General features: G+C 69.9%; 7 protein-coding genes, 1 pseudogene and 1 CRISPR repeat array (1 of these 9 running past the window's edge). Of the genes and pseudogenes, 2 read left to right on the forward strand and 6 right to left on the reverse strand.

Annotated features, from left to right (window positions below; genetic code table 11):
• A CRISPR array of direct repeats spans positions 1-31; the repeat unit is 29 nt (it extends 361 nt beyond the left edge of the window).
• A gap of 1 nt (position 32) precedes the next feature.
• Positions 33-447 (forward strand): annotated as a pseudogene (locus ACWDZ6_RS24505) (hypothetical protein); the annotation flags it as partial.
• On the opposite strand, the gene ACWDZ6_RS24510 reads toward ACWDZ6_RS24505, so the two are convergent.
• Together ACWDZ6_RS24510 and ACWDZ6_RS24515 are read right to left on the reverse strand one after the other, a co-directional pair.
• The gene (locus tag ACWDZ6_RS24510; RefSeq protein WP_451504518.1) at positions 444-1,604 is read right to left on the reverse strand and encodes a hypothetical protein; all 1,161 of its coding nucleotides are present in this window, start codon (positions 1,602-1,604) and stop codon (positions 444-446) included. The pseudogene ACWDZ6_RS24505 and the gene ACWDZ6_RS24510 sit on opposite strands and share 4 nt — an antisense overlap.
• A gap of 36 nt (positions 1,605-1,640) precedes the next feature.
• Positions 1,641-3,950 carry a CHAT domain-containing protein gene (locus ACWDZ6_RS24515; protein ID WP_451504519.1) on the reverse strand — a complete coding sequence of 770 codons (2,310 nt, stop codon included), beginning with the start codon at positions 3,948-3,950 and terminating at the stop codon, positions 1,641-1,643.
• Between the two features lie 198 nt (positions 3,951-4,148).
• Here ACWDZ6_RS24515 and ACWDZ6_RS24520 point away from each other — a divergent pair, with 198 nt between their 5' ends.
• Positions 4,149-4,436: a hypothetical protein gene (locus tag ACWDZ6_RS24520; RefSeq protein WP_451504520.1), complete on the forward strand. Its 288-nt coding sequence runs from the start codon at positions 4,149-4,151 to the stop codon at positions 4,434-4,436.
• A gap of 31 nt (positions 4,437-4,467) precedes the next feature.
• On the opposite strand, the gene ACWDZ6_RS24525 is transcribed toward ACWDZ6_RS24520, so the two are convergent.
• From ACWDZ6_RS24525 to ACWDZ6_RS24540, 4 genes are all read right to left on the reverse strand, one after another.
• Positions 4,468-5,592, reverse strand: coding sequence for a hypothetical protein (locus tag ACWDZ6_RS24525; RefSeq protein ID WP_451504521.1), 1,125 nt, complete (start codon positions 5,590-5,592; stop codon positions 4,468-4,470).
• 101 nt (positions 5,593-5,693) lie between these two features.
• Positions 5,694-7,775: a methyltransferase, FxLD system gene (gene fxlM / locus ACWDZ6_RS24530; protein WP_451504522.1), complete on the reverse strand. Its 2,082-nt coding sequence runs from the start codon at positions 7,773-7,775 to the stop codon at positions 5,694-5,696.
• Between the two features lie 24 nt (positions 7,776-7,799).
• Positions 7,800-9,074 carry a lanthionine synthetase C family protein gene (locus ACWDZ6_RS24535; protein ID WP_451504523.1) on the reverse strand — a complete coding sequence of 425 codons (1,275 nt, stop codon included), beginning with the start codon at positions 9,072-9,074 and terminating at the stop codon, positions 7,800-7,802.
• Positions 9,071-12,142: a lantibiotic dehydratase gene (locus ACWDZ6_RS24540; RefSeq protein WP_451504524.1), complete on the reverse strand. Its 3,072-nt coding sequence runs from the start codon at positions 12,140-12,142 to the stop codon at positions 9,071-9,073. The genes ACWDZ6_RS24535 and ACWDZ6_RS24540 overlap by 4 nt, the downstream gene beginning before the upstream one ends.
• Positions 12,143-12,232: the final 90 nt, after the last annotated feature.

Raw genomic sequence — 12,232 nt, forward strand, 5'->3', positions numbered from 1 at the left:
GCGTGCTCCCCGCGAAGGCGGGGGTGAACCGCCTCTCGGACCTGATGGTCATCCACCGCCTCAGCGACCTGCTGGCCGCAGGCGATGCCGGCTCCCGGGGCCGCGCCCTTGCCGAGGGCCTGCTCACCGACTGTTCCACCCGGATCATCTACCGCCCAGGAAGCCGACCAACTCGCCTCGGCTGCTTCCCTGTTGGGGCTCACCAGCGTCGAGACCCAGGCCGTATCCGCGCTCACCAAGGGGCGCGGTCTGTGGAAGGTCGCGGGCCGATCGTTCACTACTCAACATCTCCTCCATCCGCGTGAGCGCGAGTTGTTTGACTCGGACGCCCGGATGTCCGAGATCCCCTTCCTTGATCATCCCCGCCGGTCCGGAGGAAGAGTGGGTGCCGCGCCCCGTATCAACACGATCTCGGCCAACGGCGTTCCCGGCCATATCTCCTATTAGCCAGAGCAATCCGAGTCCATGAGCTTGCGGATCAATATCGGGAGCTCGGGGCAGTCCCAGTAGACCGAGTGGGTCCAGAGCCCAGCGCGCGCCGTGTGCGGCAGCGGGACGTCGGACGGAGACGAGCCGTCGGCCAGGCGAAAGACGCGAGAGGCTGCGAACGCCAGCATGTCCAAGGGCTGCCACAGGTTGGTCCATCGGGCGAGCGACGGAGGCAGGGTGGCCGGAGCGGCGTCGGAGTATGTCGGGAGCTGCCCCCCGCGAGGGTCACACAGATGGAAGTAGGCGGCCTGCGAACCGAACGTCAACAGGGACGAGGTCCACAGCGGAGTGTCGGCGGTGGCCATGTCGACGGCAATGACGCCGCCAAGGCTGTGCGCGACGATCCGCACGGGCCGATCGGCATCCTGGCCCAACTGCGGGTGGACGGCCGCGATGTGCTCGCGTACCCGGGCCTGGATGGTGGCACGGTGGCGCTGGTAGACCAGCACATCGCCCAGGAAGCGGGTGGTCGCCGGACCGAAGCGGGTGCGCAAGCCACTGTTGACCCGTCCGGCGACAGTCTGCATCGCAGCGCCCGCGATCCGGTCCAGCTGCGCCAGCCGACGACGGATCAGCGCGCGCAGCCCATCCTCGTCGGCCACGGTGCTACGCAGGCCTGCCGCACCGGTTTCCGCCTCGCCCTGGACGGCGTCGGCAATGGCCGTACCAGTCTCCCGCAAGAGAATGGCGTCGTCGGTACGGGACAGCCAGCGCGTGCTCGGCCAGTCCTCGGCGAGCACCTCCAGGACAAGTCGCTCGACATCCGGGTCGCCGGGGCCGGTGCGTAGGCCGGACGCCGAATCCGTGCCCAGTCCGGCCTTCACCGCTGCGCTTACGGGCTGCGGCAGGCCACCTGTCCAGGAGGCCGGCATGCCGTTCATCAGAGCGGTCAGCAGGTCGACCGCTTCGGGGTCGGACGGGTCCTCGTCTCGTAGTCCGGAGCGCCGCAGCTGAGGCAGAGACAGTTCGACGAAAGCGTCGTCGGCGCCCAGATCACCCCAGTAGATGGGATGCAGGCGTAGTCCGGCCGTGGTTTCGAGCGCGCTGACGGTGGCGGCGAAGGCATGCGGATCGCGGTTGCCTACGCCGTGGATGACGAAGACCGGCTCGTTCATGTCCTCTCCTCGTGGCGTGGTCGGGGGAGTCGACTGCTATGCGGCGACCACACGAGCGGCTGGACTGCCATACACCGCGTAGGCCAGCCATGTGGGGTCGCCCCCGTGGTCGCGGATGGCCCGGCGGGCCCTCATCGAGGCCTCGCCGAGCGGGAGTCCCCCGCCCACGAGGTGGTCGTAGAAGGCATCTGCGAAGGTCAGAGCGGAGTCCGAGCGCACGGGCCACAAGGTGCCTACGAACGCCCCCGCGCCCGCTCTGAGGAATTGCGGCGCCCAACCAAGCGTGCTGGAGTACCAACTGATCTCACCGGCGCTGCGGCAGGCGTTGAAGAACACCAGTGGCCGCGTGGCGCGTAGCGCCTGGGAGCCGCGGGCGTAAGCCAGGTCGAGGGGGTCGAACCCGCCGTCCTCCATGGCGACCCGGGAGCCCGTCGCCGTGAAGGTGTTGTGACAGGCGAAGTGCAGGACGCCGGCCAGTCCCCCGTCGATGAGCTCCTTAATCTGGCTGCGCCGGGTGAGCGTGCCGCCGTCGGCGACGGCCGGTCCGAACTTCGCCCGGAGCGCGGCAATCTCCTTGTCGGCCTCGGGAGGCGAGCCGGGCGGAACCACGAATGCTGCTCTGGGCAGGGGAAGTTCGCGTACGCGGGCCTGCCCGAAGACACGACGGACGATGGGCAGCCACTCCGCGAGGAACCCGTCGCCCTCCTGCGCGCCGTCCACCGGATAGAGCAACTCCCAGGGCACCACGTCGTGGGCGCCGAGCACCGTGAAGGAGCGGATCCGATCGGCCTCCTCCCAGAACTGTCGGCGCACCGCGTCGGGCACGGCGTCCTCCCACAGCGCCACCCCGAGGTTCCGCAGCCGCTCCCGTGCCTGCCGCGGGTCGGCCGTGTGGGCTGCGGCGGCGGAGTCCCGCAACTCCTGATAGATGTGCTCCGTGATGCGCTCTGGGTCCCCGGCGAGCATCCGGAAAGACTCCGGGGCGTAACTGGTCTCGCTGAGCAGCTGGAAGCTGTAGCTGCCATCCGCCGCCTTGAGGACCTGCAGGGTCACCTCACCCGGATCGAAGGCGAGCGAGTCCAGTGGCGCGCTGATCCGAGGCCGGTCTCGGGCAGGCACGTCGGCCTGCACGGAGATCTGCGTCCGCAGCTCACCGAGGAACGACCCGCCGGAGAAGGCACGTACGGTGACGGTGTGCAGCCCCGGTGCGGCAGTGCGCAGACCGAACCGCAGGACGTCGGAGTCACGGCCGGCCGCGACGGTGAGTTCCTGCTGGAGGTCTCCGAGGGCGAGAAGTCCCGGCGCATGGACGGTGACCAACAGCCGCATCCCCTGGACGGGGACGGCGAACCCGCGCAGCGCCACCCCGACTCCCACCTCGGCGTGCCCATGGACGATCTGTACCTGCAGCGGCACGTCCCGGCCGGGCGGAGCCTGTTCGGCCAGTTCCGCGACGAGCCGCCGTGGCTCGAACGAGGTGAGCTGTCCTGCACGGGAGGGGCCTGCAGCCGGCCGCCGTTGATGGGGCGCTTCCGGGGGGCGCTCGTCGACAAGGGTGTCCGCGATGCTGCGGTCGAGCAGGCCTCGAGCGCTCAGCTGCCGGAGAAGGCCGATCACCTGGATCAGGCTGGGATCCTCCTCCCGCATGCCTGCCAGTAATTGGACGTCTTCCGGGTGCTGGACGATGTGCTGGGCGAACGCATGGAAATCTCCCTGCCTGAGGATCCGTTCGTAGAGGGCGATCCTCTCCTCGCGATGAGCGCCGTCGCGCAGTTCCATGCGCCGGGAATAGAGAGCGAGTCTGGTCGGATCTCCTCGAAGCCTCAGTGCGCAGGTGCCCCCCAGGCCGACGGACACCCCGAGTGCCTCCGACATGGCGATCATTTTCATCAGCTCGAGCTCGGCGGCCCCGCTGTCACCGACTGCGAATCGACGGGTCACCGGCCGGGCCGCCTGCTGGAGTTCGCCGAGGAGCAGAGCGGGCACGTCCCGATGTCCACTCGCCACGAACCTAGCCGGATCCAGGACCTGCCAGGACATGTCGGCTTTCGCCGCGAACTCGAACGCGTCACTGTCACTGGGCAGTGTCAGCTCGGCCGAGTAGAGGTGCACGCCCATGTCCACCTCGTACACGGCCGTGAAGCGCTTGGCCGCGATCTCGGTGCGGGTGGGCCGACAAGGCGGCAAGTACGCCTCGTACGTGCCCATTGCGGTGACCAGGACGAGCGCGGTGTCGAAGCGCGACGGCGCCTTCACCGACAACTCAAAGCGCGAGAGCTGACGGATGGCTACGACCGGGTCGACCACTTGCGATTGCTCGGGTCGAACGCGGTCAGAGCCGGTCATGGCGCTCGCCTTCCCGGCTCGACGTGTTGCCTATCATGCTCCCCCGCTGTGGCGCGACTGCCGCTCAGTATCCAGGCAACGGGCACCGGCCGTCAGCCGATGCCCAAGATCCCGGCACGGGATCGTCAATATGAGTGAGTCCGGATGTTCTCAGTAGTCCCAAGCGGTTAAAGATCACCAACTTCGAAGCTATTGCAGGTGCGCTGGTCCCGGACCACCACCGCACGGCGGGTCGGCTTCGAGCGGCTCCCCGGCAGCCGCCTGTACGCCCTGACCGAGCCGAACCGCGACCTGACGCGGCGCGGGCAGCAGGCCGTCCAGTCGTTGCGCGCCGCGCAGTACAGCGTCACCTCCGACGCCGCGGACGACCTCAAGCCCGCCACCCGGCTCGACCTCGGCCGAGGTCTCCTCGACGAGCCGGAGAACAGCCCCGTGCGCTTGGTCTCGTACTCCACGCCCGGCTCGTCGCCGGGGCGTGGTGGATGAATCGGCTGGCGACAGGACACTCGGGCTGCGCTCAGCGAGTCGGACTGCCCGATGCCGTCGCGGCGGTCAGCGAGCGGGTGATCACCACTTCGCTGGAGTCGAGAGCGGCTGACAGGTCGCGATACAGCTCGTCCTGGAGAGCCCCCGCTTCGAGACCACAGGTACGGACCAAGTCGTCGCAATCCTGTACCTGGCGGTCCGTGGCGAGTGCGATGAACAGAGGGTGCGCCAGGACCTCGCGGGCCGCGTAGCCGTCGCCCACTTCCGTAGTTCGTCGTACCAGATCCTCCACGAGGCTTCGGGCTCGGGGATGCTGGGAGGACGCGACCGCATCGAGGGCAGTAAGTCCGAGGCGGATGTCGAAGACGGTCCGCCCCGGACTCGCTTCGTGGCTCAGGTAAGTGTCCACCAGGTCGGCCAGGCAATCATCGACGTACTGTCCTGCCGTGCGGCGGCACAGCACAGTAAGGCAGGCGGTGACAGCTTGCTCCCATGGCTCACCAGGAGCCGTGCTGGTGAGCAGTTCCTCAGCGCGTGAAGTGTCGCCAACGGTGAGGGCCGCGACTACGGCGACTTGGCGCCCGTCGAGCATCCGTGTGCCCACGCCCCGGTGCTGCTCGATATGGGCCAGGGCCTCGCGCCAGCGTCCTGTGGTGGTTAGGGTGCGCGTGCCGTCAGCGAGGAGAACGCGCCACAGCCACGCGTGTACGTCCCGTCGGTCCTCGGCTGTGCACGTGAGGTCGGCCGGGACGGTGATGTCCTCGAAGGCAGCGGCGTCGCCCGCGCCGACGGCTGCGTACAGGTCCAGGAGTCGCTGGCGGCCGTCATCGGTGCGGCCGGCACGGATCTGCAAGCGGGCCAGGTTGACGAGCGGTTCCAGCCCACGGATGGCACTCATGGCGGGCAGTGGGCATGCGTGCAGGTAGGCCGCAGCGTGCCGGTGGCACATCGATCGGGCGACGTCGGGAAGGCCGAGATCGGAGGCGGCAAGCGCCGCCTGGTTGAAGACGGCAGAGGCCAACCCCTGTTCGTCCTGCTTCCCCGCCTTGTCGGCCAGTTCAGCCAGGCCCCGCACACGGGCGGGCAGCGGCAGGCAGGCGGGCCGGAATCGGGCGACGAGCGGGAATCGCCTTGCTATCGGGCCGTGCGGATCCATGTGTCCCCCAGCGGCGACAGTGGCGCAATGGAATGGGTACGAACCGGTGGTACCCGCCGGCCACGCCGACAGGTACCACCTCGTTCACATCCGGGCTGGCATCACCGCCAGTCGATGACGATGCGGTTCAGCGGGGTGTCGAGGGCGAAGAGGCCGGGGCGCTGCTCGATCCCAGGGGCGTCGAGGGGTTGGATCTCGAATGTCGCCTCACGACTGCGGTACTCGCGGTCCCAGGTGCGAATGGCGTCCGCGACCTTCGCGGCCAGCTCCTCACTGCCGGGGCCATGACCGATGACGCCGAACTCCCAGAGCTTGCCGCCCTCCGCGGTCTTCTTCTCCGAGAGACGGCGGGCAAGGTAGGTGACGGCGCCCTTGTCGACGGCGGCAGTCGAGGAGGGATAGGGGTCTTCGGTGAGGACCGTGCTCTTGGCTTTCTTGGGGAAGAGCATGCGGATCAGGCCGGACGGCAGACTGCAGGAGACGAACAGCTCCATCCACTCAGGGCTCTCCATGGCGCGGACCATCATGCCGGTCCACTCCTCGGTGCGCGGCTGTTCCAGCACTCCGGCCAGTGCCTCGGCGTCGATGTGCCGCCCGGCGGGGGCCTGGAGCCGTACGGAGCCGTCCGTGCTGAGCGGGATGACGCGGCGGTCGTCGTCGGCGATGCCCCTTCGCAGCGGCATGAAGGTGTTCATCTTGCTGCTGACGCTGGTCCAGTGGCCCTCTCGCTGCTCGTAGGCGATCGAGCGGGAGACGCTGCCCTTGAGTCGCTGGGGAACCACGAGCCGTCCACCGGGAGCGAGTTGGTGCATCCAGGCGTGCGGGACGCCGTGCGCGCCTACGGTAGCGATGATCCGGTGATACGGGGCGCCGTCGGCGTGGCCGACGGCCCCGTCACGGGTCAGGGCCTCCGTGTTGGTGAACCCGGCGTCGGCCAGGTGCGCGCGTGCTCCTTCCACTAGGTCGTCGTCGACGTCGATGGTGGTGACGTGGCCGGTCTCGCCGACCAGGTAGGCGAGCAGCGCGGCGTTGTAGCCGGTGCCGGCGCCGAGTTCGAGGATGCGTTCGCCGGGCTGGGCCTCCAATTGGTCCAGCATGAGGGCGACGACTCCGGGTTGGGAGGCGCAGGAGATCGACGTGCCGTCGGTGTCGTACTTGATGTTGACCGGCACGTTGGCGTAGGCGTCTTGGAGGGGTGCGTCGGGCACGAACAGGTGGCGGGGCACGGTGCGCAGCGCGGTCTCGACGGCGGGCGTGTGGGCGTACCCGGATTCGCGGATCTTGTCGACCAAGGCGTTGCGGAGTCGTGCGGCCTCGGCCTCGGGGGTGGCGATCGCGTCGGTTTTCACCGCCCTGACGCTAGTGGTCTCGGGCGTGCCCTCGGCGGACGACGCGGTGTTGTCACTCGATCCCATGACTGCCTCTCGTGCGGTGTTGAACAGGGCGCTTTGGTCGTCCGAGGGGAGACCTGCGCGGTTGGCGTGGAAGATCACGTGGTGGACGATGACGGCTCGCAGGCCGCGTGTGAGCCCGCCGTCGGCAGCGAGGTAGGCGAGCGTCGTACCGGCCCCCTCGAAGGCAGTCACCCACTCGGTGTGCCCGGAGAGCGGGCCGTTCGGGCGGCACAGGCTGCGGGCGTCTACTGTCATCAGCTTCTGCATCGCCGGAAGCAGGGTGGCGGCCCGCTCGGGAGCGAGGACTTCGGTTGCCGGTCGGAGTGCGGCGGCCTTCGTCCACACATCTCCCTGCTCGAACCAGTCCAGATTGGCGCGCCGCATCATGGCGCTGATCAGAAGGACGGCGGTCTCCCGGCGGCCCAGCCGCCCGGGGCCGGGCTGGTAGGTGAGCAAGTGACGACTGTCCTCGTGGAACAGGTCGTGAGCGGCGTCCATGGCCTTCGTGCCGCCGAAGGCAGTTGTCTCCGGCTCGTAGATGCCAGGCACCCACGACCACACCGTGCCGGCGTCGACAAGATCGCTCAACAAGGACTCGACCAGTGGGGACGGCTCGGCAGCGCGGTACCGCAGCGGCCAGGGCTGCTTGTTCATGAACCACCAGCCGTTGAGCTGCCCGTCTTCCTCGGCCGCGAGCAGGGTGGGGCCGAGGCGTTCGGTGATGGCACGCTTGCCGGTCGCACGGTCGGCGAAGGTGACGTTGTGCTGGTGCCAACGGTTCGGGGGCATGACGGAGGTCCTTCGGTCGGTGGGTCAGACGATGAGCAGGCAGGCATCCCAGGCGGATCGGGGCGGCTTGGCGGTAGCAGGGGACAGGAGCGCCAGGGCGATGCCAGCGGCGCCGTTGAGGAACCCGGGCCCCGCTTCCTCGTCCCGCACGACCGCCATGGCCGCGTCTGCTGGATCGGTGCCCGGCGGGCAGACCACGGCAAGGAGTGCCGTGATCGCCGCACGGAGTTGACCGGCGGTGGAGGGGTGCGCGTGGTCGGCGGTCCGGGCTGCGACGTGGGCGAGGCCGGTGTAGCCGTGGCACAGGCCGTTGTCCGTGGTGACTTTGAGCTGCGCGGGGTCGGTGAGGGCGGCCACGAGTGCGTTCTCCGCTTCGACCTGGCGGTCGGTGTCGCCGAGGGCGAGGGCGGCGAGTTGCTGGGCGCGGGCGAGGCCGACGGTGCCGTAGCACCAGGAAGGCCGCCGTGGCGCGGATGGGGCGAGGCGGCCGATGCGCAGCTCATCTCGTGTGACCCAGTACGGCCAGGCATGGCCGTGACCGGTCTCCTCCTGCCAGCAGTCCAGCCAGGCCAGGATTGTACGGAGGGCTTCGCGGTGGCCGCCGACGGTGATGCCGCGCCGGGCGGCGAGGGCAAGCAGCGCGAGCACGCCGCCGATGCCGTGCGCCATGCCGCTGTTGGCGTGCCCACCCGGAAAACGGTTGTCGGGCCGACCGGAGGGTCCGGTCTGCGTCCACCAGCCCGGCATGACTTCGCCCTCGTGGGTGATCGGTTCGGCAAGACGTACGCAGTAGTCGAGGACAGCGTGTACGTCGGCACCGGTGAGTTCGTAACGAAGAACGTAGGCGCCGTAGCCCGCCAGTCCTCGGATCGTGTCGAACTCGGCGAGTTCCGGCAGGCGCCCGGTGTCGATGCGGCGGTGCGCTGCTGCGAGGCGGCGGCGGACGTCGGCGGTCATCTGCCGGTCCAGGGTGTCCCGGGCGCGCTGGTAGGCGCCGGGCAGGTGGTCGGCGACACAGGCCAGGGCGTGCGCGAGGGCGGGCGCTCCGTAGAAGGGGTGGCTGTCGGGGCCGCTGGTGAACGTCTCGCTCGCGGCGGCGGCGAGCCAGTCGTGGGCGCGCTGCCACGAGCCCACGCCGGCGGCAGCGCGCTCGATGTGCAGCAGCGCGATGCCGGTCGGTCCGTACGCGAGGTGCTGACGGTGCAAGGACGGAGCGTCCGATCCCGGCGGCGCGGTGGCGGGGTCGGCCAGGAGGTCGGCGACGGCGTCCACCATCTTGAGCGCGCGAGGGTGGTTCATCGTGCCCTCCGGGACATCCAGGCCAGGGCGGTGGCGCGCGTGAGGTAGAGGCAGACTTCTTCCTCGGGGAAGTCGACCGCGACGTGCCGTACGAAGTGGACGTGCAGCAGCGAGGAGAGGACGTCGTCCAGGCGGATGCCCTGGGTATCCGGGCCGGGGAAGTGTGGCCGGTAGGCGGCGAGCGCCGCGTCCCGGTCGGTCCACGCCTCCACGATGGCCTGTCCGCCGGACACGTCGCGTAAGGCAGCCCAGCCGCCGGACGGGTCGGCCAGCCGTACGGTCTCGGTGAACTGCGGGCGAGGCACGGGTGTGGGCGCGGTGGGCGGAATGTGGTCGATCAGCCAGCGCATCCCAGCCTCAGTGCTGCCGAGGAACGCGGTGGCGACGGCGATGGTGTGCGCGGCCACCAGCGCGCGCTGGTGGGGGCGCTGGGGCTGGGAGAGCTGAGTGACGATGGCACGCGAGTCCGCGCGGAACACTTCCTCGGCCGCGTTCCAAGCGGCGCCGGAGCCCCAACGGCCCACCTCCCGGTAGGAGGTGGGAAAGCGCATGTCCGACAGCAGTCCAGCGGTCCGCAGCTCGTCGGCCCATGTGCCGATCGTGCGGGCCGTCTCGGCGAAGGCATCGGGTTCGGGCAGCGCGATGCGCACCCGCAGGTGCTGATCGGGGTCGCGGAAGCGGATGAACCACCATGGCGGGCCGCCGAGTCGATCCAGCAGGTCCGGGAGATGCTGGGCGAGCAAGGTGTCCTGGCGGCGCAGGTCGCCGTACAGGGTGGCCAGCAGCAGGGAAGAGACTCCGGGCGTTTGGATCTGCTCCGGGGAGAAGGTGCGGGCCGGTGCAGGGGTCGGCAGGAGCGGCCACGCCGGTGGCCGCGTCGCCTTGAGCGGCACGACGACCTCATGCGCACGGCCGTCGCACCAGCCGTACGCGTCGGCTTCCGGTTCTTCGACGAGGACGGCCAAACGGAAGCGGTTCAGATGCTGGCGCAGCAGGGTGCGGTGTCCGGCTTGGCCAAGGTCGAGGTGCAGGCGCCGGTCGTCCTCGGCCAGGTCGACCCGCTGCGGCATCCGCCGCCGGGTCCGCCACTCCTCAAAGGCGGTGTCCCACTGGGCCTGGGGGCGGTCGCGGCCGGGCAAGTCAGGCGCTTCCAGCCGCCACCGTGCGGGGGCGAGCACCGTGCGCCCGTAGCGCAACCGGGGCAGGAACGGCATCGCGTTCGCGGCGCCCCAGTCGAACAGGGTGACCTGCGCGCACTGGGCGCGGGACAGCTCGGTGAGGAACCGGACCAGCGGCGGGGTATGCGTGGTGAGGTTCAACGCATGCATCCCCACGGCCTCGATCCGGTGCCCCCGCTCAGGCGCGGCCAGATACATGCGGCGCCCGTCGCATGCCACCGCCAAGTCGTCGGGTGCGAGTACGTCGCCGCCTGTGGCGCGGTGCTCCTGGATGCTGATCACGGTGGGCAGGACCTGCGGAGCACGCGTGACGTGGGCGCCCGTGGGCAGCAGCGGCGGGAACGACAACTGGGCGGCGACAGTGCCGGCGTCTGCGGTCGGCAGGTCAGCGAGTTCCGCTGACAGCCGCTCGCGGTCCTCGGGAGCCAGCACGCCGAGGAAACGGCCGGTGGTGACGCCAACGCCACGGGACACGCTCGCAAGCTCCAGCCGGAACCGCCCGCGGTGCAGCTCCACGGTGCTGGCGGCGTGCACGCGGACACCGACCTCCAGGTGCGGTGGCACCCTTGGGCGCTCCGGTCCCAGGTCCATCGCGGCGACCAGCTCGTCGGTGAGGACCACCTCGTCGCGACCGTCGAAGACGGCAGCCTGCGCCAGCCGCACCAAGGTGTCGTCCCGCACGGAGCGGCGGGAGCGGCGGCCGTCAGCCGGGGCGCCCGGATACCCGTCGGGGAAGCCGGTGCCGCTGTCCGCGACGACTTCATTGAGCGGCACCATCGTGCCGATGCCGAATCGCTCGTAGAACCGCCGCTGGTACGCCTTCCATGCCGCAGTCCCGTACGGGTGGGCGCTGACCCGGGCCAGGACGCTGGCGGCGCGCTCGATCTCGTGGGCGACCTCTTCGGGCAGCTCGACCTCTGCGTCCAGGCGCAAGTCGAGAGCGAGAGGATGGCGGCTCAGGCCCGGGACCAAAGCCCGCATCCGCGCGGCGGCGCGGGCTCGGCCGCTGCGGGAGCCGCAGCCGCTTAAGTCAATCTGCACGGCGTGCAGTTCGCGGACCATATCGGCGACCGGCGCCACGCTGTCAGCGCCCGCGGCGTCGAGCTGGCTCAGCAGGTATTTCAGGGCGTCGGTCTCGGTGCTCGGTGCGTGCAGATTGGTGATCAGTACCTCGTGCCGGATCAACTCCTGCACGAGCCGCTGGGCCTTCCCCGGCCCTGCTGCGGGGAACTCCCCAGCAAGCTTGTCCGTGAGAACACCGGCGCGGATCGGTTCCCGGGCTGCATCCAGGACCACCCGCACCGGCCCGGTCAGGGCCATGGATGCCTCGACCGGACGCCTACGGTCACTTTGGGGGTCCGACTTGTACGGCACGATCAGCCGATCACCACGTCTCGTAACAGTGTTGTTGAGGACCACCAGAAGGCGCTCCAGCAGTTCGGGGCACGACTCCAGCCGTTCGACTACGGCAGTCAGCCACTCCGCACTCGCCCGGCCGACGACCGTGTGGTCCGAGCCCCACAACATCTGCGCCCGTGGGCCGATGGCGGCCGAGGCCACACCGGCGAACAGGCCGAACGGCGTCGCCCGGTGTTCGGCACGCAACACGTAGCGGGCCACTGAGGCAACGGCGCGCCGCACATCCCGCGCGGCCGGGGTATCGGATGAACATAGGGCGCGCACCTGCGAAGCGAGAGCAGGGCTGGCGTGCTCCAGGGCCTCGGCAATGTCCTCCTCGGACCACACTTCGCGCAGCCACGCGAGCCGGGCAGCCGCGCTGCGGGGGGACGGGTCATCAAGGTCAGGGCACGGGGAAACGGGAAGTTCCGGCCGAGCGACCGCACGGAGGAGAGCGGTCTTCCCGGCGCGGAACGCGGTGCTCGAAGCCATCACAACCTCCGTGGTCCAGGCGGGCGGGCGGGGGCGGGGGGCGCGGGGGGGGGCCTGGGCCCGGGCGGGGGGCGGCGGCCGCCCGCGGAC

The organism is Streptomyces sp. NPDC002926 (genome assembly GCF_053591755.1).